A 22,287-nucleotide genomic window follows, 5' to 3' on the forward strand; every position below is an offset into this window, starting at 1 on the left:
TGCCGGGCTCTTATATTGACGACAAGTCTCACAAGGGAGGGTGCGATGGTCAGCCCGGTCCTCAAGGCGCTGATGGTGGCGCCGCTGGCGCTCGGCGCGGCGTACCTCTTCGTGCTGCTCACCCTCTTCCCAGGCTCCACCGGCACCCTGTTCGCCTGGCAGATGTCCCCGGTCTCCGCCGCCCTGCTCGGCGCCGGGTACGGCGGCAGCTGCGCCATGTACGTGCTGGCGCTGCGGGCCCGCCGCTGGGTGGACATCCGGGTGGCGGTGACCGCCGGGGCGCTCTTCATGCCGCTGGCCGGGCTGGCCACCCTGCTCGGCCGGGGTTCGCTCCAGCTCACCGGCGGGCCGCTGCTCGGGGTGCTGGCCGCCTGGGGCTGGGCCGCCGTGCACGCCGGCGCCCCGCTGCTCGGCCTGATCGCGCTGGCCGCCCAGTGGCTGGCCCGGGAGGAGCGTCCGCCCCGTCCGCCCCGGCTGCCCTGGTGGGTCGCCGGGCCGGTCACCGGCCACGGCCTGGGGCTGACCGTGATCGGCCTGCTGCTGTACGCGGTGCCGGGTCTGGCGGTCCGTCACTGGCCTTGGGCGGTGGGCCAGTTGGAGGTCCGGATGCTCGGTGCCTGGTGCCTGGTCTTCGGGGCCGCACTGCTGCTCACCTGGGTGGAGGCCGAGTTGCGCCGGGTGCGGAACGGGATGGCGGCCTTGCTGGTCACCGGGACGTTCGGCCTGGTCGGCCTGATCCGCGAGGCGGGGCAGGTGAGTTGGGGCCAGACCGGCGCCTGGGCCGTGGTGCTGGTGCTCTGCGCCTTCCTGGGCCTCGGCCTCTCCGGACTTGGGGTCGGATGGATGCTCGATCCGGCCCTGCCGCAAACCCCTCCTGCTCCGGTCGATGCGCACTCGTGATCGATCGCGACCGGATCTGGTGCGGCGTCAGTTCGCCGCGCACGATACGGTGGCAGATACACCAGGACGGTTGCGCGGACTCCGGCACTCGCGGATAGTCTTCGCCTCACGGCCCTGGCGCCTCGTAGGGGTGGGAAACTGATGGAACACATGCAAGTGCGGCCCCGACCCCGGGTGCCGGCGATCCAGTGCGGTGTCGGCTCGACCGGCCGCCGCCTCGACCGCCATCTCTCGGTGCTCGGCGCTCCGGCGATCTCTGCGGTGGACACCGCCGAGGCGCTCGGCCTGATAAGGGAGCTGACGCCCCGTGGCGTCACGCCTCCGGCGGCCGTGTCGCGACGGAGCACGCGGGTGTTGCTGCTCGCGCCGCTGCGGCGGCTCAAGCGGAGCCTGTTCGGCAGCAGGGGCTGACCGCCCCCGCCCCGGACGACCCGGCAGACCTGACGGTCCGCCGGGTCGCTTGCATGCGCCGATCCTGCCGGAAGCGCGGGGGCGGCAGCACGTGCAACTGGCTTGCCTGCCCCGATCCGGTACTCGGTCGCCTTCCGATTCGCGCAGTTCCTCGCGCCCCCGGCGGCGCTTCCCGGGGTCGTCATCCGACCCGTGAACACGGGCGGTGCGAGGATGGGCGGCATGTCCGACAGCTTCTCCACCATGACCTTCGAGATCACCACCGGCACCGGCGAGGTCGCCCTCGACATCACCGACCGCTGCTCGGCCTTCCTGGAGTCGGTCGCCCCCGGGCGGGACGGCCTGCTGAACGTCTTCGTGCCGCACGCCACCGCCGGCATCGCGGTGATCGAGACGGGAGCCGGCAGCGACGACGACCTGCTGGCCCTGCTGCGCGACCTGGTGCCCGCCGACGACCGTTGGCGGCACCGCCACGGCAGCCCCGGTCACGGCCGCGACCACGTGCTGCCCGGGCTGGTCGCCCCGCACGCCACCCTGCCGGTGGTGGGCGGACAACTCGCCCTCGGGATCTGGCAGTCCGTGGTCCTGGTCGACACCAACGGCGACAACCCCCGGCGGACCGTCCGGCTCTCCTTCCTGGGCTGAGGGCGCTCCCGGGCCCGGGAGGTGACGGAGTGCGGACCGATCGGAGCGCGCGCCGCCGCCGTATCGTGGGCGGCATGAGCGAGGAAGACGAGAGCGTCCGGGAAGCCGTCGCCCAGTGCGAGGTGCCGCCGCGGGTGGACGCCCTGGCGGCGCTGACCCCGGCCACCGGGGACGGGCCGCGCGCGGACTGCGTCCAGTGCAGCGAACCGACCGAGTACCCGGCCGACCACCCGGGGCTGACGCTCTGTCCGGTCTGCGCCTGGCAGGAGGCCCAGCGGGTGGCCTGCTCGGGCTGACGGGGGCCGGAGCCCTCGGCCCCGGGCGCCGTCAGCCGAGGGCGGTGCGGAGGCGTTCGAGCTCGTCGGCGCGGCGGTGGTCCTTGGGGCGGCCGATGGCGCGCCGCATCCGGATCAGGTCGTCCAGCGCCGCGTAGCGGACGGTCAGGCCGTCCGCCGGGTCGGTGGCGGTCAGGGCGCGGGTGAGGCAGCCGGTGGTGTCCAGGCCGCCCCAGGGGAGGGCCGGGGTGCAGAGGTCGCCGGTGACGCCGCTGACGCGGTAGGCGGCCTGAGGGCGGGTCAGATCGGGCAGCTCGGTGCAGTCGGCGGCGGACAGCGCCTCGTGCAGGGCGCGCGCCTCCTCCGGCGAACCGTCCCAGAGCAGGTCCAGGTCCCCGGTCGGCTCGGCCGAGCCGTGCAGGATCCCAGCCACCTGGCCGACCAGCACCGCGCGCGAACCCGCCGCGTGCAGGGCACGGAGGAAGGGGAACGGGTCGAAGCCCAGCGCCCCGTCGGTGGCGAAGGTGCCGTCGGTCTCGTCGGCGGCCTCGGCCGCCCGGCCGGTGGGGATCCGGTCGCGGGTCAGCTCGGCGGTGCGGCGGACGGTCTCGTGCAGCCGTGCGAGAGGTGAGAGGGCAGTGGGTGGAGTGGTCATCCCGCCATCCCACCACCGCGGCGTCGGTGCGGGGGCCGGTTCGCCGTGGCCGGGTGGAGGTCAGCGGGTGAGGCGGGCGGTCACCGGGAGGTGGTCGCTGCCGGTCGCGGGCAGGGTCGAGGTGGAGAGCGCGCGCAGGCCGCGGCTCAGTACCTGGTCGATCCGGGCCAGGGGTGCGGAGGTCGGCCAGCTGAAGTCGAAGCCGGAGCGGGCCGGGGTGAGCCGGGAGGTCAGCGGCCGCAGGCCCCGGTCGTCGAGGGTGCCGTTGAGGTCGCCCATCAGGACCACCTCGTGGATCGGCTCCGCACGCAGGGCGGCGGCGAGGATGCGGGCGCTCTCGTCGCGGCGGGCGCTGCCGAGGCCGGCGAAGCCGAAGCGGATCGAGGGGAGGTGCGCCACGTAGACGGCGAGCGCGCCGTCCGGCGTGCGGGCGGTGGCGCGCAGGCCGCGCTGCCAGCGCGGATCGGTGAGGCCCGCCGGGCGGAGGTCGAGCGCGCGGGCCTCGGTCAACGGGAAGCGGGACCACAGGCCGACGCTGCCGAAGACCGCGTGGTGGGGGAAGTCCGCCGCCAGCACCGCCTGGTAGGCGGGCAGGGCGGCCGGGGTCAGCTCCTCCAGGGCGATCAGGTCGGGCCGGGCCCCGGCCAGCGCCCGTGCGGTGCCGCCGGGGTCGCGGTTCTGGTCGCTGACGTTGTGCTGCACCACCGTCAGGGTGCCGCCCGCCTGCGGGCGGTGCGGGATCAGCAGGGGACCGAAGGCCAGCGCCCAGGCGGTGGCCGGTATCAGCACGGCGAGCGCCGCGCCCCGGGACCGACGGACCAGGGCGCAGAGCAGCAGGGCGGGCACGGCCAGGCCGAGCCACGGCAGGAAGGTCTCCAGCAGACTGCCGAGGCGGCCGATCCGGTTGGGCACCAGGCGGTGACCGAGGATCAGGAGGGCGACCAGCATGGCGGCCGAGACGGTCAGCCCGCCGCGCCTGCGCCACGGCCACTGCCACCGCCACGTCCTCCGCACCGCCACCGTCCGCTCCTCCCGGGCCCACCGTGGGCAACGCGGAGGGGGACGCGTACGGAGTGATCTTCGGTTCCGTGGGGTGTGGCGACAGGAGTGGGGACGGAGGCGTGGGTGGGGATCCTCGGTTCCGTGCGGGTCGAGTAGGAGTGGCGGCGGGGGTGGGGGCGTGGGCAGAGCCGTCAGGGGCGCTCGCGGGTGGTGAGGCGCAGGGTGGAGCCGTGGCGGCCCTTGTGGACCAGGAGCTGGGCCGGGATGCGGGAGCGCAGGTCGGCCACGTGGCTGACGATGCCGACGGCGCGGTCGCGTTCGCGCAGCCCGTCCAGCACGTCGAGCACCTCCTCCAGGGTCTGCTCGTCCAGGCTGCCGAAGCCCTCGTCGATGAAGAGCGTGTCCAGTGGCATGCCGCCCGACTCGTCGGTGACCACGTCGGCCAGGCCGAGGGCCAGGGCCAGCGAGGCGAAGAAGCTCTCGCCGCCGGAGAGGGTGGAGGTGTCCCGGTCCTGGCCGGTCCAGGCGTCGACGACCCGGAGGGAGAGGCCGGAGCGGCGGTTGCCGGAGGCGCGGCCGTCGCTGTGGACCAGGGTGTAGCGGCCGCCGGACATCCGCAGCAGCCGTCCGCTGGCGGCGGCCGCGACCTGCTCCAGCCGGGCCGCCAGCACGTAGGACTCCAGGCGCATCCGGAGCACGTTCTCGGTTGAGGTGCCGGAGGCCAGTTCGGCCAGCCGCTTGATCTGCTCGTACCGGGTCAGGGTGGGGCCGAGGGCCTCGACCAGCGCGGTCAGTCGACGCCCGAGCCCGGCCAGGGCGGTGACCCGGTCGGCGGCGGCGCTGTCGGCGGCGGAGGCGGCCCGGAGCCGGGTGAGGGTCTGCTGCTCCTCCTGCCGGGCGGCGGCCGGATCGGCCGGAGGAAGGGCCGCAGCGGCCACCAACTCCGGCTGGGCCAGGCGGTGTTCGATCAGTTCGCGGTCGGCGCGGGCCCGCTCCACCCGGGCCCGCAGCGCCTCCCGCTCGGCGGTGGGCAGCAGCGCGGCCCGGGCCTCGGCGGGGGAGGCGAACCCGGCCGAGGCGCTGACCTCGCCCAACTCGGCCCCGGCGTCCGCGAGTCGGGCCGCCGCCTCGGCCCGGGCGCGGGTGGCGGCCAGGGCGGCGGCCACCGCGTCGGCCAGTGTGGCCAGGGCGGCGGCCCGCGCGGCGACGCTGGGGGCGCCGCCCCGGGCGTCGGCGACCCGCGCGGTGAGCCGCTCCCGCTCCTCGGCGAGGGTCTGCAGCTTGCTGGTGAGGGCGGCGGCGCGGATCCGAGCCTGCTCCTGCTCGGCCTGGCGGGCCTGCTGCTGATGGGTCAACTGCTCGGCCTGACGCTGGAGTTGCCCGAGCGCGTCGGCCTCCGCGAGGGTGCGGCGCAGCGCGGCGTCGGCCTCGGTGAGCGCGTCGGCCAGCTGCCCGGCGGAGTCCTCGCCGGCGGTGGCGGCGGCCGCCGCCTCGGCCACCCGGAGCGCGGCCAGCTCCTGGGCGGCGGTGTCCCGGTGCTGCTCGGCCCGCTGCTGCGCGGCCCGGGCCCGCTCCTCGTCGGCCTGGCCGACCGGCGCTCCGGTCGGCTGCGCGGGGGCGGGGTGCGCGGTCGCTCCGCAGACCCGGCACGGCGCGCCGTCGGCCAGCTGGGCCGCCAGCTCGGCTGCCATCCCGGCGAGGCGGCGCTCCCGCAGGTCGAGGGTGTGCTCCCGGGCGTCACCGGCCCGCTCGCGCAGGGTGGCCAACTCGCCCTCGGCGGTGGTGATCCGGCCCCGGAGGCGGTCCCGCTCGGCGGCGGCGGTCAGCCGGGCGCGGAGCTCCGCGCGGCGGGCGTCCAGCTGCTCGACCCGGGCCTCGGCGGCCCGGGCGGCGGCCTGCTGCTCCTGGAGCTCCTTGAGGCGGGTGTCGAAGTCCAGCAGCCAGTCGGCGGCGTCGTCCGCGGCCTCCTGCGCGAGGCCCAGCTGGTGGTTGGTCCGCTCGGCCTCGCGCAGGGCCTCGGGGAGGCGGCGTTCGTCGGCCCGGGCGGCGTCGAGGCGGCCGAGGTCGGCGCGCAGGCCGCGCTCCGCCTCGGCGAGGCGCTCGGCCCCGGCCCGGTGGAGCGGGGTCCGCGCGTCGGTGGCGGCGCGGACCGCCGCGGCCTCGGCGCCGACGGGAAGGTCGGCTCCGGCCGGGGTGGGCGCGACGCGGTCCTGCCCGGTGGGGTCGCCTTCCTCGATGGGATGGCCTTCCCCGGCCACGGCCGGCCCGGTGGGGCCGTCCGCCCCGGCCGGGGCCTGCTCGGCGAGGGCCGTGCGGGCGCGGTGCTCGGCCGCCTCGGCGGTGGCCAGGGCGGTCGCGGCGGTGGCGTGATGCCGCAGGACGGGCTCGACGGTGGCGGCCTGCTGGGCGACGGCGAGCCGGTCGGCGTCCCGCTGGTGGGCCTCGGCGCCGAGCGCCGACTGCTCCGCGGCCCGGACGGCCTCGGCGTGCCGCTGCTGACGCTCCGCCAGTTCCTGGGTCGTACGGAGCCGGGCCCGGGCCCGCTCGTGCGCCTGCTCCGCCCCGGCCAGGGCCAGCGAGGCCACCGTCGAGCGCTCCGCCGCGTCGGTGCGCAGCAGGGCGGCCCAGCCGAGGAAGGCCGCCGGCCCGGCCGACTCCGGGACCCAGGCGGTGAGCGGCTCGGCGGACGGCCCGGCGGCCTGCTCGGCCCGGGTGGCCAGCGCGTGCAGCTGCTGACGGTCGGTCCGGACCACGGCCTCCTGGCGGGTCTTCTGCTCGGTGAGCCAGCGCTCCACCTGCTCGAAGCGGCCGGTGTCGAAGAGCTGCCGGAGCAGCTTGGCCCGCTCGTTGGCGTCGCCCCGCAGGAAGCGGGCGAAGTCGCCCTGCGGCAGCAGCACCACCTGGCAGAACTGGTCGCGGCTCATCCCGATCAGCCGGTGGATCTGCTCCCCGGCCTCCTGGTGCGAGCGGCTGACGGCCCGCCAGCCCGGTGCGCCCTCCCCGGCGTCCGGCACCCACTCGCTGAGCAGGGTCTCCGGCTTCTCCGGCGTCATGCCGGTGCCGCGCTTCTTGGGGCGCAGCTGCTCGGGCCGCCGCACCACCTTCAACCGCTGCCCGCCCAGGGTGAGTTCGACCTCGACCTCGGTGAGCAGGCCGGGCTCGGCGTGGTCGCTGCGCAGCGGGTTGCCCTTGCGGGCGCCGGGCACCTCGCCGTAGAGGGCGAAGCAGACCGCGTCCAGCACGCTGCTCTTGCCCGCGCCGGTGGCGCCGCGCAGCAGGAACAGGCCGGAGGCGCCGAGCTCGTCGAAGTCCACCTGCTCCGTGGCGGCGAACGGGCCGAACGCGGTGATCCGCAGCCGGTGCAGCCTCATCGGGGCAACTCCTGCTTCTGCTGGTCGAGTTGGCGGACCTCTTCGAAGGCCTGGCGGAGCCAGTCCCGTTCGGCGGGGTCGGCCTCGGTACCGGGCCGGACGTGCCGGACGAAGCCCTCGGCCACCTCCTGGTCGGTCCGGCCGCTGACCCGCGAGGCGTAGGACTCGGGCCGCTCACCCTCCACCGGCTCGGGGTCGAAGAGCAGTTGGAGGGTGTGCGGGAAGCGGGTGCGCAGCTGCTCCATCGGCTTCGCCGGGCGGGCCGGATCGGTCAGGGTGGCCTGCACCCAGGAGCCGGTGTGCTTCCCGTACTTCTCGTCCTCGAGCAACTCGTCGAGCCTGCCGCGCAGTTGGGCCAGCGGGCGGGGCACGGGGGTGTACACCCGCTCGGCCTCCACCGAGCCGTCGGCGGCCAGGTCGACCAGCCACATGCTCTTGCGGTGGGTGGTCTCGGAGAAGGAGTAGGCGAGCGGCGAGCCGCTGTAGCGCAGGTGCGGGGCGATGGTCTGGCAGCCGTGCAGATGGCCGAGGGCCACGTAGTGCGCCCCGTCGAAGACCGCCGAGGGCACCGCCGCGATGCCGCCCACCGTGATGTCCCGCTCGCTGTCGCTGGCCTCGCCGCCGGCCACGAAGGCGTGCGCCAGCACCACGGCCCTGGTCCCCTCCGGCCGCCCCGTCAGGTCCTCCCGGACCCGGCCCATCGCCGCCGCCAGCACCTGCTCGTGCCCGCCCTTGGCCAGCCCGAACCGCTCCCTGGTCAGCGCCGGCTCCAGGTACGGCAGACCGTAGACCGCCACCGGCCCGTGCTCGTCGGCCAGCACCACCGGCTCGGCCACTCCGCCGGGGTCGGTCCGCAGGTGGATCCCGGCCCGGTCGATCAGCCCGGAGGCCACGCCGAGCCGGCGGGCCGAGTCGTGGTTCCCGCTGATGAAGACCGTCGGCACGCCCAGCTCCGCGAGCCGGTGCAGCACCTCGTCGAACAGCTCCACCGCGTCCAGCCCCGGCAGCGCCCGGTCGTACACGTCCCCGGCGACCAGCACCGCCTCGACCCCGCGCTCCTCGACCACCTCCACCAGGTGCTCCAGGAAGCCGCGCTGCGCGGCGATCAGGTTCTCCCGGTGGAACGACCTCCCGAGGTGCCAGTCCGAGGTGTGCAGCAGTCGCACGTACCCAACCCCCACACGTCTCGCACTCACCAGGACCGTCCCCGAGTATCCCAGCTCGCGCCGACAACCCGGGAATCCCGTGCCCGCCTCCGGCTCAGCCGCGCTGCCAGAACTTCTTCGGCTTCTCGGCCGGCGGAGCCTTTTCGGAGAGAACCAGCTCCGCCACGCTGACCTGGAGGTGGCGCGTGGACACCCGGGCCCGCTCGTCCCAGTACTCGTAGCTGAGCTCCACCAGCCAGCTGGTCGGAGACCTCCGGAAGACCAGACGGCCGTCCTTCTCGCGCGAGCCGACCGTCCGGCACAGTTCCTCGGCCCGGGCGACGGCCGCGTCGCGGTCACCCTCCACCGCGACCTTCTGCGTCAGGACCCAGGTGTTGTCGCCTCCCAAGGATTCGCTCTGCTCGACCAGCACGTACCAGCTCATGGTGCTCTCCCCCGTGATCCGCTCGACCCGCTGGAATCTACCGGGCGGGAAGGGCCTCGTTCGGACGGTTGCTCCATGTGTTCTGTCGGTGACCGTGTGTACGTTTCGGTCGTCGGCACCCGTCGGGGGTCGGCGGTTCGACCCTGGGAGGGGATCTGCATGGCCAGGAAGTACGGGGCGCGGCGGCGGACGGCGGGGCGGCGGGCCTGCGGGGAGGTGCGGCAGACGGTCGCCCTGGCGGTGGCGACGGACGCGGCGGCGTACGCGCGGCTGCGGCGGTGCGGGCTGTTCGAGGGGGTGGACTTCGGGGCGTACCTGCGGTGCACGGAGGGCCGGCTGCGGGCGCTGCGGGGGACGGGGGTGGACGTGCACCTGCGGGTGCTGGAGCCGGTGGACTTCGAGGACTTCTGCGCGGAGCACCTGCTGGACCCGGCGGATCCGGTGGCGGAGGTGGCGTACGCGGCCGATCCGGAGCTGGCCGGCGAGCCGTTCGCCTACGCGGGGGAGGGGCTGGCGGAGCTGCTGCCGGTGCTGACGGAGGATCACCGGGCGCGGGTGCGGATCTCGATCGGGTGCGCCGCGCTGCTGGCGGCGGTGGGGTGGGAGTCGAGCCCGCAGGAGCGGGTGGCGGCGGTGCTGGGGTACGTGTCGGAGGTGGTGCTGGCGCTGGCCGAGGGCGCGGGGGACGGGCGGCACCGGCTGACGCTCCGTTCGCTGGGGCTGTTGGACGGCGAGGAGCTGACGGCGGTGGCCGGGCTGGTGGTGCGGGAGGGGCTGCCGGACGGGGTGGGGCGGGAGGTGGAGGCGTTCTGCGTCACGCTGGCGGCGGCGGTGGCGGGGTGCGGCTCGGGGGAGTTGATGCTGTACCGGGCGGACGGCGCGGTGCACGGGTGGGTGCTGGTGGACGGCTGGCTGCGGCCGATGACGGCGGCGGAGACCGGCGCGGTGCTGGAGCTGGGGGCGGCCGGGGCCGGGGTGCTGGGGCCCGAGCTGCCGGTGGGGGAGGGCGGGGTACTGGGGTGCCCCGGCTTCCCGCTGCCGATGCCGTGACCGTCCCGGGGGTGGCCGGGAGCTGAACCCCGGGCGGACTGCCGTGCCCCGGGCGGCGGCCAGGACTGTTCATCGACCGAATGTTCGGGGAAGATCAACAGTCGGAGGCATCGACTCCGAATCGCCGCCGGCACCCGAGACCGAGGGAGGGGGACGCATGGGCAGCATCGAGTACAGCGCGGAGATCGCCGAGCTGCTCGGCCGCGTCCGCCGCCGCCCCACGGCGGGGTGGCCCTGGCGTCCGGGCGAGCCGGTGCCGCAGGGGCTGCCGGTGAAGCAGTCCTGGGGCTGGCTGTTCGTGCCCGACGGCCGGGTGCTGACGCTGGTGAACCCGCGCGACGGGGTGGTCAGCCTGCCGGGCGGTTCGCTGGAGCCGGAGGACGCGGGGGATCCGGCGCTGGCGCTGGCCCGGGAGGCGGGGGAGGAGGCGCAGGCCGTGATCGGCACCGCGCACTACCTGGGCTACCTCTACGACCGGATCGGCTCGGCCAACGGCGGCCACGAGTGCGCCCGGGTCCGGATGGCGGCCCCGCTGCACGCCGTCGGGCCGACGGCTCCCGACCCGGCCTCGGGGCGACACTACCGCCGTCTGCTGGTGGCGCCGGGGCTGGCGGTGGAGCTGCTCGGCTGGGGCGGGCCGGGCCTGCGGCAGGCGCGCGCGGCGGTGGAGGTGGCCGTCCGGCGGCTGGGCATACCCGCGGCCGCCAACGAGACCATCGAGGAGCTCCCGGCGGACGGCGCGGTCCTCGGCTGAGACCCGGAGCCGGAGCCGGCCGCGAGCCGCTCGGGGATGAGCGGGAACTGACACCGCGTCGGACTGACGGTGTCACACGGGCTAATCCTCGCAACAACTTTGGCATGGCCACTATCCGGCGTAGCTACTCCCTGGTATCAAAAATGTGACCCGCGTCACGTGACCTGTGTCACTCCAGTGGAGGTGCCCGTGCGTCCAGTCCGTGCTGTCTCCGTCGCCCTCTCGGCGATGCTGCTCACCCTGACCACCCTCGTCGTCGCCCCCGCGGCCCACGCCGCCGGGGCCCGCTACGTCGCCCTCGGCGACTCCTACTCCGCAGGGGTGGGGGCGGGCAGCTACACCAGCGAGAGCGGTAGCTGCAAGCGGAGCACCAACGCGTACCCGTACCTGTGGAAGAACGCCAACGCGCCCGCCTCGTTCTCCTTCCTGGCCTGTTCGGGGGCGAGAACCGGTGACGTGCTGGCCAACCAGCTCGGCACCCTCAACTCGACCACCACGCTGGTGTCGATCACCATCGGCGGCAACGACGCCGGCTTCGCCAGCACCATGCAGACCTGCGTGCTCAACTCCGAGAGCGCCTGCCTGACGGCGGTCGACAACGCGAAGGCGTACGCGACCAACACGCTGCCCGGCAAGCTCGACCAGGTGTACGCGCAGATCCGCAGCAAGGCGCCGAGCGCCAAGGTGGTGGTGATCGGCTACCCGCGCCTCTACAAGGTCGGCGGCGACTGCGTCTTCGGCATCGGCGACACCAAGCGGGCCGCCATCAACAGCGCGGCGGACCTGCTGGACGACGTGATCTCCAAGCGGGCGGCCAACGCGGGCTTCACCTACCGCGACGTCCGGGGCCTGTTCACCACCCACGAGATCTGCGGCTCCGGCGCCACCTGGCTGAACTCCACCGTGCTCCCGGTGGACGAGAGCTACCACCCGAAGGCGTCCGGCCAGTCCGGCGGCTACCTGCCGGCCTTCTCCGGCGGCGTGTGAGCCGTCCGGTAGACGGCGTGAGCCCGTACCCCCTGCCCCGAGACGCGGGCGGCGGGGGGTACGGGCTCTGCGGCGTGAGGGATCGTCAGGGCAGGTAGGAGCGCAGGCCGCCGACGGTCAGACCGGCCGCGGTGACGTCCGCCAGGGCGCGCTGGAGGTCGGTGGCCAGCGTGTCGGAGAAGTGGAAGATCACCACGTCACCGGCCTGGAGGCCGCCGCGGTAGCTGGTGGAGGCGCCCCAGCTGTAGTCCGCGGTGGCGGTCATCACGGTGCGCAGGCCGCAGTTGGCGGCGGCCTGCAGGGTGTCGGCGTTGAAGGCGAAGTACGGCGGGCGGAAGACCTTGGGGGCGGTGCCGTACCGCTGAGCCACGGCGTCCCGGGCGGTGCAGATCTCGGCCTGCTGCTCGGCGAGCGGCAGGGTGGTGAGGTCGCGGTGGGAGACGCTGTGCACCTCCACCGAGCCGCCGGTGCCGGCCGAGGTGACCCGCTTGAAGAAGTCCGGCTCGAAGCCGACCGGCATCGGCAGCGGGAAGGCGGTGACGGGCAGCTTGTTGGCCTCGACGAAGTTCACCACGTCGGGGGTGCGCTGCCAGCCGTCGTCCACGGTGAAGAAGACCTTCTTGTCCTGGACGGCGGCCGGGTAGGGCACGTTCCAGGTGGCCCAGGCCGGGTCGACGGCCGGGCCGCTGAGCTCCACGTCGTCGGCGGAGAAGGCGCCCTGCTCGTACCAGCCGTGCAGGTAGAGGCGGACGGTGGAGGCGTTCGGGCCGGTGGTGAAGCGGGTGGTGAGCTTCTGCCAGCCGCCGTTGGTGGTCTCGGTCCAGGACGGGGCGACGTCGTTGCCGGTGCCGGTGGCGCCGAGGAAGACGTAGTTGCCGCGCACCCAGGCCGAGTAGCTGTAGGTCGTGTTGGGGCGCACGGCCACGGTCTGGGCGCACTCGCCGTTGCTGTGGTCGTTCGCCGGGGTCACGGTGAGGCCGGCTGCGCCGGTGCGGGCCGCCGTGTCGCGGATGAACGCCTCGCCCGGGACGCACTGCCAGCCCGGGATCGTGCCCCAGTCGGCCAGCGGCAGGGTGGTGGTCTCGAAGCCCGGGTTGGTGGCCAGGTTGACGGCCGGAGCGGTCTCGGCGTGCGCGGCGGTGGGCCCGGCGGCGCCGAGGACCGTGAGGGCGCCGACGGTGGCGCAGGCGATCCGGCGCAGAGAGGTGTGCACGAGTGAACTCCTGTGTGGGGGAAGGACGCTGCACTCCCCGGAGGGGCGGGGAAGAGGGGACGGCCCGCCGCACGTCCGGGCCGGGCCTGGGTACCGGCCGGGGCCCCACATTGGACTGGACCAGACGGCCCGTCAAGGGTGCGCGGGCCCGGCGGGGGCACCTTGCCCCGGCTTGCCCGATCATGCCCCCGGCATCCCGTCACCACGGTTCGTCCACCTCCCGGAAACGGAAGCGTCACGGCCGTCAGCCCGTGTACAACTCCTCGACGTCGTCCGCCCAGTGGGCCAGGATGGCCGAGCGGCGCAGCTTCAGCGAGGGCGTCAGCAGGCCCTCCGCCACGGTGAACTCCCGCGGCAGCAGCCGGAAGGCGCGGATCGACTCGGCCCGGGAGACGGTGGAGTTGGCGGCGGCGATGCCGCGCTGCACCTCGGCGTGCAGCGCCTCGTCCGCCAGCACCGCCCAAGGATCGAGCTGGGCCCGGCCGTTGGCCTTCAGCCAGTGCGCCAGGGCCAGCGGGTCGAGGGTCAGCAGGGCGGCCACGTAGGGGCGGTTGTCGCCGACCACCAGGCACTGCGAGATCAGCGGATGGGCCCGGACGCGCTCCTCCAGCAGCCCGGGCGCCAGGTTCTTGCCGCTGCTGGTGACGATCAGCTCCTTCTTCCGGCCGGTGATGGTCAGGTAGCCGTCGCGGTCCAGCGCGCCCAGGTCCCCGGTGGCGAACCAGCCGCCGTGGACGGCCGGTTCGGCGTGGTTGAGGTAGCCGGCGAAGACCGTGGGGCCGGCCACCCAGACCTCGCCGTCCGGGCCGATCGCCACCTCGGCCCCGGGCAGCGGCCGGCCGACCGTGCCGGCCTTGGTGCGGCCCGGCGGGTTGGCGGTGATCGCGGCGCCGGTCTCGGTCAGGCCGTAGCCCTCGTAGACGGTCATCCCGGCCCCGGTGAAGAACAGGCCCAGCTCGCGGCCGAGGTGGGAGCCGCCGCACATCAGGGCCCGGGCCCGGCCGCCGAAGACGGCCCGCAGCCGCTGGTAGGCCAGCCGGTCGTACCCGGCGTGCCGCAGCCGCAGGGCGGGGCCGGGGCCGGGGCCGGTGGAGAAGGCCCGCTGCTCCCGGGCGGCGGCCCACTCCACGGCCACCTGCCGGGCCTGCTCGAAGAGTTCGCCGCGCCCGGCCTCCTCGGCGGCCTGCCGGGCCCGCTGCGCCACCTTCTCCAGCACGTACGGCACCAGGTGCAGGAAGGTGGGCCGGAAGGAGGCCAGCGCGGGGAGCAGCGAGTCGGTGGTCAGCTCGGCGTGGTGGCCCAGCCGGATGCCGCCGCGCACCGCCGCGATCTGCACCACCCGGCCGTAGACGTGCGCCATCGGCAGCATCAGCAGGGTGGCCGGCTGCCCGCCGCCCTCGGCCAGCACCTGGGCCCAGCCGGTCAGCAGCGCGTCCGCCTCGGCGGCCAGGTTCCCGTGGGTGAGCATGCAGCCCTTGGGGCGGCCGGTGGTGCCGGAGGTGTAGATGACGGTGGCCACCGAGTCCGGGGTGACGCCGAGGCGCTGACGGTGCACCAGGGAGTCGGGCAGGCCGCGGCCGTCCCGGGAGAGCTCGGCCACGCAGTCCTGGTCCAGCTGCCAGATCGCGGTCAGCCCGGGCAGCGCGTCGCAGACCGCGCCGACCGTCATGGCGTGGTCCTCGTGCTCCACCACGCAGGCCACCGCCTGGGTCTCGGCCAGGATCCAGCGCACCTGCTCGGGGGCCGAGGTCGGGTAGACCGGCACGGGGACGGCGCCGACGGACCAGAGCGCGTAGTCGAAGAGGGTCCACTCGTACCGGGTGCCGGACATCACCGCGACCCGGTCGCCGTAGCGCACCCCGTGGCCCAGCAGTCCCTTGGCCAGCGCCAGCACCTCGTCGCGGAAGCGCAGCGCGGAGAGCGGACGCCAGCCGTCCGGCCCGGGAAGGGCCAGCTGCACCAGTCCGGGCGTCCGGTCGGCGGTGTCGTACAGCGAGTCCGCCAGTCCACCGACCGCCGGGGGAGGGGCCGCCGGTCCGCTGAACTGCCGCAAGGCCACCCCCGTCCGCCCCGGCCCGTGGGCCGGGCCCGCCGCCCCGGCGCGGCATGCGGCGAAGCTACCGGATCGTCGCGGCCCTGCCCAGAGCTGCCGCACCGTCAGGCACTCTTGGCACGTGCCGGTGTCGCGCCCGGCAGGACAGACCTGTGCAAGTGTCAGAAACCGGGAGGAACATCACCGTTTGGTTCCGGCTGGCCATTCGACCCTTCGAACGAGTGGTCAGGGAGTAGTAAGGTGACGCAGATCTCGGGCAGAGGACGTGCCCGAACACTCCTTTCCGTGTCCATGACTGGCCTCCCGCACCCCCTCCCTGCACCGAGGACTCCATGCGTCTGCGCAGCAGCTCGATCCGCGCGAAGATGATCGCGCTGCTCTTGGTGCCCATCGTCGCCCTCACCGGTCTGTGGGTGTACGCGACGATGGTGACCACCGGCGACGTCTGGGCCCAGCTGGACGTCTCCACCGCGTACCGGACCTTCGGCACCCCCACCGACCAGTACGCCCGCGACGTGCAGAACGAGCGCCGGGCCGCGGTGCTCCGGCTGGCCGACCCGCGGGACAAGGAGCTCCAGGAGCGCTACCTCCAGGCCCGGACGATCACCGACCGCTCGCTGCAACTGCTGCGCTACCAGGCCGACTCCTCCGACAAGGGGAAGCTCGACGCGGTGCAGCGGCTCCGGCTGACCGAGATGCTCACGGCGGCCGACGGCCTTGCCCCGTTGCGCGACGTGGTGGACCAGCGCCTCAAGGACTGGGACGTGGTGGTCACCGAGTACAGCAAGCTGGTGCTGCCGGTCTTCTCCTTCCGCTCCGCCTTCGTCAGCCGGCAGACCGGCCAACTGCCCCGCCAGGGAATGGTCCTGACGGAGCTGGTGCGGGCCCGTGAGTACCTCTCCCAGGGCGAGACCGGCATCCGGGCACTGCGGCTGATGCTGGACCTCAAGGAGGCCAGCCCGAAGGACCGGCCCGAGCCCACCCCCGCGATGTACCAGGTGGCCAAGGACGCCCTCCACAACGAGCAGGCGCTGTTCACCGTCTACATCCCCGAGTTGGACGAGCAGGACCGGGTCGACTACCTCGCCGTCCGCAACGGCAACAGCCTCTCGGCGCTGGCCGAGTCCGAGGGCCTCTTCCTCGGCTCGCCGGACCCGCGCCAGGCCGTGCTCGGCATCCCGCCGGTCTCCTGGAACGGCCCGGCCGAGAAGGGTCTGGAGGAGCTGGCCACCCTCAACACCCGGCTGGTCGGCGAGATCGGCGCCCGGGCCCGCTCGTACGCGGTGAACCAGCTGGTGCGCGGCGGCATCGCCGGTCTGATCGGCCTGATCGCGGTGGTCGCCTCGGTGGTCATCTCCTACCGGATCGGCCGGGGCCTGGCCCGCGAGCTGATCGGCCTGCGCAACTCCGCACTCGAACTCTCCGGCACCCGCCTGCCCGCCGTGATGCTCAAGCTGCGGCGCGGCGAGCCGGTGAACATCGCGGCCGAGGCGCCCGAGCTGGAGTTCGGCCCGGCCGAGATCGGCGAGGTCGGCCGCGCCTTCAACCAGGTGCAGCGGGTGGCCGTGGAGGCCGCCGTCGAGCAGGCCGAGCTGCGCCGCGGCGTCTCCGCCGTCTTCGTGAACCTGGCCCGCCGGAGCCAGGTGCTGCTGCACCGTCAGCTCACCCTGCTGGACACCATGGAGCGCCGCACCGAGGACCCGGCCGAGCTGGAGGACCTGTTCCGCCTCGACCACCTCACCACCCGCATGCGCCGCCACGCGGAGGGCCTGATCATCCTCTCCGGCGGCTCGCCGGGCCGGGCCTGGCGCAAGCCGGTCAGGATGGTGGACGTGGTCCGCGCCGCCGTCGGCGAGGTCGAGGACTACGCCCGGGTGATCGTCCGTCCGTTCCCCGGTACCGGACTGCTCGGCAGCGCGGTCGCCGACGTCACCCACCTGATCGCCGAGCTGGTGGAGAACGCCGCGGTGTACTCGCCGCCGCACGCCCAGGTCACGGTGCAGGGCGAGGTGGTCGCGCACGGCTTCTCGCTGGAGATCGACGACCGGGGCCTCGGCCTGAGCGAGACCGCGCTCGCCGAGATCAACCAACGCCTGGCGGTGGAGCAGGAGTTCGACCTCGCCGACACCGACCGGCTGGGCCTCTTCGTGGTCAGCCGGCTGGCCCGGCGGCACGGCATCCGGGTGCACCTGCGGCCCTCGCCGTACGGCGGCACCACGGCGATCGTGCTGATCCCGCGCGAACTGCTGGCCGAGGCACCCGACCTGCTGGCCGAGCCGACCGCAGCCCCCCGCCAGGCCCCCGCGCCGACCCCGGGCCGCCCGGACCTGGCCGCGGTCCCCTCGCCCGCCGCCACCCCGTCCACCGCGCCGCCCGCTGCCGCGCCCGCCGCGTTCGGCCGCCCCGACCTGGTCGCGGTCCCGGACCCGTCCCCGGAGGACACCGGAGGGCCGGAGGGCGGCAACGGTCGCCGCCGCGGCCAGGCCGCCGAGGAGCTCGCCCGCGCCAACGGCCGTGCGGCCGGCGGCCCCCGCCCCTCGGCCGCCGACCCGGCCCGCACCCCCGGCGGCCTGCCCCGGCGGCGCTCCGGTGGCCCCGCCACCCCCGGTGCCCCCGGCGGCGGCCCGGTCCTGGTCCCCGCCGACTCGGTCGGCACCGGTCGGCACCGCCGCGCGGACAGCCCCCGCGAGGACGGCTCCGCGCCGTCCCCGGTGCCCGGGCCGTCCCCGCTCGGCGCACCGCCCGCAGCCGCACCTCCCGCCGCCGCACCTCCCGCCGCCGCACGGCCCGTTGCCGCACCGGCCGGCGGTCTGCTTCCCCGGCGGGTCCGGCAGGCCAACCTGGCACCACAGTTGAAGGAGGCGGCCCCCGAGCCGGAGCAGAGCTCGCGCGAGCGCTCGCCGGAGGAGGCCCGCTCGGCCTTCGCCTCCTTCCAGCGCGGCTACCAGCGCGGCCGGGGCGACCGGCTCCAGCCCGCCTCGCTCACCGTCGTCCCGGACCCGGTGCCCGGCACTCCCGGCGGTACCGTCGTGCCGCCTCCCGCCGTACCCTCGACCGGGCTGCCGTTCGCGGTGGCCCCGGGCGGCCGACGCGCCGAACTGGCGTCCCCGCCACGGCCCCAGGCCCTCCCGGCCGGGCCCACCGGCTCCGTGACACCTGCTCAACCCGCACAGCCCGAGCAACACGCACAACACGTACGGCCCGCACAGCCTGCACCAACGGAAGGAAACCGATCATGACCGCTACGGCACAGCCGTCGGGAGAGCTGAACTGGCTGCTGGACGATCTGGTGGGGCGGGTCGCGGCGCTGCGGCATGCGGTGATCCTCTCCAGCGACGGCCTGGCCACCGGCGCCTCGCAGGGCCTCGGCCGCGAGGACGCCGAGCACCTGGCCGCCGTCGCGGCCGGCTTCCACAGCCTGGCGAAGGGCGCCGGGCGGCACTTCCAGGTCGGTGGTGTCCGCCAGACCATGGTCGAGCTGGACGAGGCCTTCCTCTTCATCACCGCGGCGGGCGACGGCAGTTGCCTGGCGGTGCTGAGCGAGGCCGAGTCCGACGTGGGCCAGATCGCGTACGAGATGGCCCTGCTGGTCAAGCGGGTCGGCGAGCACCTGTCCGCCGAGCCGCGCACCGATTCCGCCGTTCCGCCGCCGGGGAGATGACCGTCAGATGACCGTCGAGGATCAGTGGTTCGACGACGAGGCCGGGCCGGTGGTCCGGCTGTTCTCGATGACCCGGGGGCGGACCAGGCCCGCCGAGGAGGGGTTGTTCGACCTCATCTCGCTGATCACCGCCGTGCACCGGGACGGGTCGGGCGAGTCCGACCTGGACCTGGAGCACCGGGCGATCCTCGACCTCTGCCGCGACGAACCGCTCAGCGTCGCGGAGTTGGGCTCGTTCACCGACCTTCCGGTGAGCCTGGTCCGGGTGCTGCTGGGCGATCTGCACGACTCCGGGCTGATCTCCGTCACCCGGCCCGTTCCGCTCGCCCAGCTGCCGGACGAGCGTCTGCTGCGAGACGTGATCAATGGCCTCCGTGCACTCTGACCGACCCTTGGGCCCTGCTTCGCCGTGGAGCTCGGTGGCGGTGAAGATCCTGGTCGCCGGCGGCTTCGGGGCCGGCAAGACCACCCTGGTCGGCGCGGTGAGCGAGATCCGCCCGCTGCGCACCGAGGAGCAGCTCACCGCGGCCGGCGAGCGGGTGGACGACACCGCCGGGGTGGAGGCCAAGCGGACCACCACGGTGGCGATGGACTTCGGCCGCCTGGACCTCCGCCCCGGGCTGTCGCTGTACCTCTTCGGCACCCCGGGTCAGGACCGGTTCTGGTTCGCCTGGGACGAGTTGGCGCACGGCGCGCTCGGCGCCGTGGTGCTGGCCGACACCCGGCGCCTCGCCGACTGCTTCCCCTCGGTGGACTTCTTCGAGCGGCGCGGCATCCCCTTCGTGGTGGCGGTGAACTGCTTCGAGGGCACCGAGGTCTACGCCCCCGGGGACGTCCGCGAAGCGCTCGACCTGGACCCCGGGGTGCCGGTGCTGCTCTGCGACGCGCGGCGCCGGGAGGACGGCAAGGAGCTGCTCGTCCGGCTGGCCGAGCACGCCCTGGAGCGGCGCTATCCCACACCTTGAGAATTCGTCCCACGGAGTGGACGTTTTGTGTCAACCGGCTTGCCGCCGGGGCGGTCCGCATGGAACGCTCATGCGGACAGTTCGTCGCGGCGTTCCCGGGGGGAGGTACCAGAGCATGGCAGCAGTGCAGTACTGCGCGGTGAAGCAACCCGCGCCGGTGATCCCGGTCCTGACCATGCGTCGGTACATCGACCAGGCGCTGTGTTCCAGCGCCTGTTGTCGCTGACCCCGGGCCCGACCGCACGTCGTTCGAAGCCCGGTGCCGCCTCCAGGTGAACGGTCCCTTCCGTGCGCCCCCAGCTTGGCGGCACCGACTTTCTTTCTCGGCTGAACGTGCACAGCCGGCCCGCCCGTGCGACCACCACCCATTCCGTCACACGCGAAAGCGGCACACCATGTCTTCCTCCACCGCCACCCTGACCGCCCCCTCCGCCACCCCGCACCTGCGGGCCCTGCGCTCCGTCACCTCGCCCGCCGAGCGCCGCCACGTGGCCGCCGTCCCGGCGCCCACCCAGCAGCTGCTCACCGCGCTGCCCGAGGGCGCCACCGTGGTGGCGGCCCTGCCCCAGTCCGCCATCCCGCAGGGCCTGTTGGCCCAGTACGGCGCCCAGTTCCCCGGCGTCGAGACGGCCGGCCACCCGCTGGTCGGCTACCTGGTGCTGGTGCCGGCCGGGGAGCCCGCGCCCGCCGCCCAGCTCGCCGCCGTCCCGGCCGCCGTCCCGTCCGCGACCACCCCGTCCGCCACCGCCCCGTCGGCCCGCCCGGGCCGCGGCATCGTGGTGGACGCCGAGCGCCGCAGCGCCCACGTCGACGGGCGCCTGCTCGACCTCACCTACCTCGAGTTCGAGCTGCTCGCCCACCTCACCGCCCACCCGCAGCGGGTGCACACGCGCGACCACCTGGTCACCGCGGTCTGGGGCTACGGCCACGTCGGCGACGGCCGCACCGTGGACGTCCACGTCGCCCGGCTGCGCCGCAAGCTCGGCGCGGCGCACCGCGACAGCATCGTCACCGTCCGCCGGGTCGGCTACAAGTACACCCCGGCGTCCTGATCCGGGGCGGTGCCGCCCGGGGGCTGCTTCCCCGGGCGGCACCGCCTCCTTCCGCTCAGCGGGTCAGCGCGTCGATCTCCGCCAGCTCCTCGGCGGTGAGCGGCCCGGCCGCCAACGCGTCCAGGTTCTGGTCGAGTTGGGCCACGCTGCTGGCCCCGATGATCACCGAGCAGACCCGCTCGTCCCGCAGCACCCAGCTCAGCGCCAGCTGGGCCAGCGACTGCCCGCGCCGCTCGGCCACCTTGGCCAGCGCGCGCAGCTGCTCCAGCTTCGCCCCGGTCAGCGCCTCCTCCTTGAGGAAGTGCCCGACCGACATCCGCGAGCCCACCGGCACCTCGCCGGAGAGGTAGCGGTCCGTCAGCAGGCCCTGGGCCAGCGGGGAGTAGGCGATCAGGCTGGTCTGCGTCTCGCCGACGGCCTCCAGCACGCCGTCCTCCACGCCCCGGTCCAGGATCGAGTACCGGGCCTGGTTCAGCAGCACCGGAGTGCCCAGCTCGCGCAGGATCGCCACCGCCTCCCGGTGCTGCTCCGCCGGGTAGTTGGAGATCGCCGCGTACAGCGCCCGACCGGAGCGCACCGCCGTGTCCAGCGCCCCCATGGTCTCCTCCAGCGGAGTGGTGGGGTCGTAGCGGTGCGAGTAGAAGACGTCCACGTAGTCCAGGCCCATCCGGCCCAGCGACTGGTCCAGGCTGGCCAGCAGGTACTTCCGGCTGCCGCCGTCCCCGTACGGGCCGGGCCACATGTCGTACCCGGCCTTGGAGGCGATGAACAGCTCGTCCCGGTACGGGCGGAAGTCCTGCGCGTACAGCGTCCCGAAGTTCTTCTCGGCGCTGCCGTACGGCGGGCCGTAGTTGTTCGCCAGGTCGAAGTGGGTGACGCCCCGGTCGAAGGCGCGGCGCAGCACCGCGCGCTGCACCTCCAGCGGCTGGGTGTCGCCGAAGTTGTGCCAGAGGCCGAGCGACACGGCGGGGAGCAGCACCCCGCTCCGTCCGGCCCGGCGGTAGGTCATCGAGGAGTAGCGGTCAGCGGCGGGGAGGTAGGTCATGGCAGCATCCTGCCAGCTCAGGTCGGTGGGCGGGACCTATTACCCTGCCGCGTTCCGCGGCCCCGGCATAGCCTTGCGGCGTGGACCGCACCGACATCCGGGACCGCGCCGATCTGGAGCTGCTGCTCCGCCGCTTCTACGGCGCGGCCTTCGCCGACCCGCTGATCGGCCCGTACTTCACCGCGCTGGCCGGCACCCGGCTGGAGCGGCACCTCCCGCACATCGCCGACTTCTGGGAGCGGGCCCTGCTCCGGACCGCCGAGTACCGCCGCGACGTCTTCGAACCGCACGCCGTCCTGCACGCCCAACAGCCGCTGACCGGCGAACACTTCGGCCGCTGGGTCCAGCTCTGGCAGGCCACCGTCGACGGCCTGTACGCCGGCCCGCGCGCGGAGCGGGCCAAGGCCCAGGGCCAGCGGATCGCGGTCGCCCTGCTCAGGCGTCTCTCCGGCGAGGACCCCGCGACGGGCGGGTCGGGCGGCTTCGTCCCGCTCAGCGCGGTGCTGCTGCGCAGCGGGGCGGGATCGACCGGCTCCGCATCGGTGCCGACCGACTCCGCACCGGTCCGGCACGAACGGTCGGAACCGTTCGCCGACGAGGCGTCGGCGGGCCTCCGGGGCTGATCGGGACCCTACGTCAGGGCGGGTTAAGCTCGGGC

21 protein-coding genes are annotated in these 22,287 nt (G+C 74.6%); 13 read left to right on the top strand and 8 right to left on the bottom strand.

The features are described 5' to 3' along the window. The first annotated feature begins 45 nt into the window (after window positions 1-45). The 4 genes from ACWCYY_RS00735 (at window position 46) to ACWCYY_RS00750 (ending at window position 2,252) form a co-directional block, all read left to right on the top strand. Complete coding sequence (locus tag ACWCYY_RS00735) at window positions 46-900, top strand: hypothetical protein (RefSeq protein WP_449794665.1); 855 nt, start codon at window positions 46-48, stop codon at window positions 898-900. A 141-nt stretch (window positions 901-1,041) separates the two neighbouring features. After that, complete coding sequence (locus ACWCYY_RS00740) at window positions 1,042-1,311, top strand: hypothetical protein (protein WP_380150520.1); 270 nt, start codon at window positions 1,042-1,044, stop codon at window positions 1,309-1,311. 222 nt (window positions 1,312-1,533) lie between these two features. Continuing rightward, a complete protein-coding gene (locus ACWCYY_RS00745; protein WP_380150519.1) occupies window positions 1,534-1,956 on the top strand; it encodes a YjbQ family protein in 423 nt (140 codons plus the stop codon). A 74-nt stretch (window positions 1,957-2,030) separates the two neighbouring features. Further along, window positions 2,031-2,252, top strand: coding sequence for a hypothetical protein (locus ACWCYY_RS00750; RefSeq protein ID WP_449794666.1), 222 nt, complete (start codon window positions 2,031-2,033; stop codon window positions 2,250-2,252). A gap of 31 nt (window positions 2,253-2,283) precedes the next feature. Here the strand turns inward: ACWCYY_RS00750 and ACWCYY_RS00755 are convergent, their stop codons facing one another. The 5 genes from ACWCYY_RS00755 to ACWCYY_RS00775 all read right to left on the bottom strand — a co-directional run bounded on the left by ACWCYY_RS00755 (window position 2,284) and on the right by ACWCYY_RS00775 (window position 8,849). Further along, window positions 2,284-2,886 (bottom strand): hypothetical protein, encoded by a 603-nt coding sequence (locus ACWCYY_RS00755; protein ID WP_449794667.1) that lies wholly within the window; start codon window positions 2,884-2,886, stop codon window positions 2,284-2,286. 60 nt (window positions 2,887-2,946) lie between these two features. Continuing rightward, on the bottom strand, window positions 2,947-3,906 hold the full coding sequence (locus ACWCYY_RS00760) for an endonuclease/exonuclease/phosphatase family protein (protein ID WP_449794668.1): 960 nt from the start codon (window positions 3,904-3,906) through the stop codon (window positions 2,947-2,949). A gap of 173 nt (window positions 3,907-4,079) precedes the next feature. Beyond that, window positions 4,080-7,259, bottom strand: a complete 3,180-nt coding sequence (locus tag ACWCYY_RS00765; protein ID WP_449794669.1) for an AAA family ATPase — start codon at window positions 7,257-7,259, stop codon at window positions 4,080-4,082. After that, a complete protein-coding gene (locus ACWCYY_RS00770; RefSeq protein WP_449794670.1) occupies window positions 7,256-8,425 on the bottom strand; it encodes an exonuclease SbcCD subunit D in 1,170 nt (389 codons plus the stop codon). Before ACWCYY_RS00770 ends, ACWCYY_RS00765 begins: the two co-directional genes overlap by 4 nt. A 94-nt stretch (window positions 8,426-8,519) precedes the next feature. Then, window positions 8,520-8,849 carry a hypothetical protein gene (locus tag ACWCYY_RS00775; protein WP_345289065.1) on the bottom strand — a complete coding sequence of 110 codons (330 nt, stop codon included), beginning with the start codon at window positions 8,847-8,849 and terminating at the stop codon, window positions 8,520-8,522. A 159-nt stretch (window positions 8,850-9,008) separates the two neighbouring features. Between ACWCYY_RS00775 and ACWCYY_RS00780 the strand changes: the two genes are divergently transcribed. The 3 genes from ACWCYY_RS00780 (at window position 9,009) to ACWCYY_RS00790 (ending at window position 11,640) form a co-directional block, all read left to right on the top strand. Beyond that, entirely contained in the window at window positions 9,009-9,899 is an 891-nt protein-coding gene (locus ACWCYY_RS00780) for a hypothetical protein (protein WP_449794671.1), read from the top strand. 157 nt (window positions 9,900-10,056) lie between these two features. Beyond that, window positions 10,057-10,653, top strand: coding sequence for a hypothetical protein (locus ACWCYY_RS00785; RefSeq protein ID WP_449794672.1), 597 nt, complete (start codon window positions 10,057-10,059; stop codon window positions 10,651-10,653). A gap of 228 nt (window positions 10,654-10,881) precedes the next feature. Continuing rightward, window positions 10,882-11,640 carry an SGNH/GDSL hydrolase family protein gene (locus ACWCYY_RS00790; protein WP_449794841.1) on the top strand — a complete coding sequence of 253 codons (759 nt, stop codon included), beginning with the start codon at window positions 10,882-10,884 and terminating at the stop codon, window positions 11,638-11,640. 85 nt (window positions 11,641-11,725) lie between these two features. On the opposite strand, the gene ACWCYY_RS00795 is transcribed toward ACWCYY_RS00790, so the two are convergent. Together ACWCYY_RS00795 and ACWCYY_RS00800 are read right to left on the bottom strand one after the other, a co-directional pair. Continuing rightward, complete coding sequence (locus tag ACWCYY_RS00795; RefSeq protein WP_449794673.1) at window positions 11,726-12,853, bottom strand: polysaccharide deacetylase family protein; 1,128 nt, start codon at window positions 12,851-12,853, stop codon at window positions 11,726-11,728. Between the two features lie 244 nt (window positions 12,854-13,097). Beyond that, a complete protein-coding gene (locus ACWCYY_RS00800) occupies window positions 13,098-14,906 on the bottom strand; it encodes an AMP-dependent synthetase/ligase (RefSeq protein ID WP_345289060.1) in 1,809 nt (602 codons plus the stop codon). 332 nt (window positions 14,907-15,238) lie between these two features. Here ACWCYY_RS00800 and ACWCYY_RS00805 point away from each other — a divergent pair, with 332 nt between their 5' ends. From ACWCYY_RS00805 to ACWCYY_RS00825, 5 genes are all read left to right on the top strand, one after another. Further along, window positions 15,239-18,145, top strand: a complete 2,907-nt coding sequence (locus tag ACWCYY_RS00805) for a nitrate- and nitrite sensing domain-containing protein (RefSeq protein WP_449794674.1) — start codon at window positions 15,239-15,241, stop codon at window positions 18,143-18,145. Further along, on the top strand, window positions 18,142-18,567 hold the full coding sequence (locus ACWCYY_RS00810; protein ID WP_345283233.1) for a roadblock/LC7 domain-containing protein: 426 nt from the start codon (window positions 18,142-18,144) through the stop codon (window positions 18,565-18,567). The genes ACWCYY_RS00805 and ACWCYY_RS00810 overlap by 4 nt, the downstream gene beginning before the upstream one ends. A 7-nt stretch (window positions 18,568-18,574) precedes the next feature. Next, entirely contained in the window at window positions 18,575-18,952 is a 378-nt protein-coding gene (locus ACWCYY_RS00815) for a DUF742 domain-containing protein (protein WP_345283229.1), read from the top strand. Then, entirely contained in the window at window positions 18,933-19,532 is a 600-nt protein-coding gene (locus ACWCYY_RS00820) for a GTP-binding protein (protein WP_449794675.1), read from the top strand. Before ACWCYY_RS00815 ends, ACWCYY_RS00820 begins: the two co-directional genes overlap by 20 nt. 395 nt (window positions 19,533-19,927) lie before the next feature. Continuing rightward, window positions 19,928-20,584: a winged helix-turn-helix domain-containing protein gene (locus tag ACWCYY_RS00825; protein ID WP_380150515.1), complete on the top strand. Its 657-nt coding sequence runs from the start codon at window positions 19,928-19,930 to the stop codon at window positions 20,582-20,584. Between the two features lie 55 nt (window positions 20,585-20,639). On the opposite strand, the gene ACWCYY_RS00830 is transcribed toward ACWCYY_RS00825, so the two are convergent. Next, window positions 20,640-21,629 carry an aldo/keto reductase gene (locus ACWCYY_RS00830; protein ID WP_380150514.1) on the bottom strand — a complete coding sequence of 330 codons (990 nt, stop codon included), beginning with the start codon at window positions 21,627-21,629 and terminating at the stop codon, window positions 20,640-20,642. A gap of 80 nt (window positions 21,630-21,709) precedes the next feature. Between ACWCYY_RS00830 and ACWCYY_RS00835 the strand changes: the two genes are divergently transcribed. Then, window positions 21,710-22,252 carry a group III truncated hemoglobin gene (locus tag ACWCYY_RS00835; RefSeq protein WP_449794676.1) on the top strand — a complete coding sequence of 181 codons (543 nt, stop codon included), beginning with the start codon at window positions 21,710-21,712 and terminating at the stop codon, window positions 22,250-22,252. Window positions 22,253-22,287: the final 35 nt, after the last annotated feature.

The organism is Kitasatospora sp. NPDC001664, assembly GCF_053596675.1.

Coding starts and splice junctions, on each gene's coding strand:
- ACWCYY_RS00735 (WP_449794665.1), top strand. CDS start 46: ATGGTCAGCCCGGTCCTCAAGGCGCTGATGGTGGCGCCGCTGGCGCTC.
- ACWCYY_RS00745 (WP_380150519.1), top strand. CDS start 1,534: ATGTCCGACAGCTTCTCCACCATGACCTTCGAGATCACCACCGGCACC.
- ACWCYY_RS00810 (WP_345283233.1), top strand. CDS start 18,142: ATGACCGCTACGGCACAGCCGTCGGGAGAGCTGAACTGGCTGCTGGAC.
- ACWCYY_RS00825 (WP_380150515.1), top strand. CDS start 19,928: ATGTCTTCCTCCACCGCCACCCTGACCGCCCCCTCCGCCACCCCGCAC.
- ACWCYY_RS00775 (WP_345289065.1), bottom strand. CDS start 8,849: ATGAGCTGGTACGTGCTGGTCGAGCAGAGCGAATCCTTGGGAGGCGAC.
- ACWCYY_RS00820 (WP_449794675.1), top strand. CDS start 18,933: ATGGCCTCCGTGCACTCTGACCGACCCTTGGGCCCTGCTTCGCCGTGG.
- ACWCYY_RS00740 (WP_380150520.1), top strand. CDS start 1,042: ATGGAACACATGCAAGTGCGGCCCCGACCCCGGGTGCCGGCGATCCAG.
- ACWCYY_RS00830 (WP_380150514.1), bottom strand. CDS start 21,629: ATGACCTACCTCCCCGCCGCTGACCGCTACTCCTCGATGACCTACCGC.
- ACWCYY_RS00805 (WP_449794674.1), top strand. CDS start 15,239: ATGCGTCTGCGCAGCAGCTCGATCCGCGCGAAGATGATCGCGCTGCTC.
- ACWCYY_RS00750 (WP_449794666.1), top strand. CDS start 2,031: ATGAGCGAGGAAGACGAGAGCGTCCGGGAAGCCGTCGCCCAGTGCGAG.
- ACWCYY_RS00790 (WP_449794841.1), top strand. CDS start 10,882: ATGCTGCTCACCCTGACCACCCTCGTCGTCGCCCCCGCGGCCCACGCC.
- ACWCYY_RS00755 (WP_449794667.1), bottom strand. CDS start 2,886: ATGACCACTCCACCCACTGCCCTCTCACCTCTCGCACGGCTGCACGAG.
- ACWCYY_RS00765 (WP_449794669.1), bottom strand. CDS start 7,259: ATGAGGCTGCACCGGCTGCGGATCACCGCGTTCGGCCCGTTCGCCGCC.
- ACWCYY_RS00780 (WP_449794671.1), top strand. CDS start 9,009: ATGGCCAGGAAGTACGGGGCGCGGCGGCGGACGGCGGGGCGGCGGGCC.
- ACWCYY_RS00815 (WP_345283229.1), top strand. CDS start 18,575: ATGACCGTCGAGGATCAGTGGTTCGACGACGAGGCCGGGCCGGTGGTC.
- ACWCYY_RS00785 (WP_449794672.1), top strand. CDS start 10,057: ATGGGCAGCATCGAGTACAGCGCGGAGATCGCCGAGCTGCTCGGCCGC.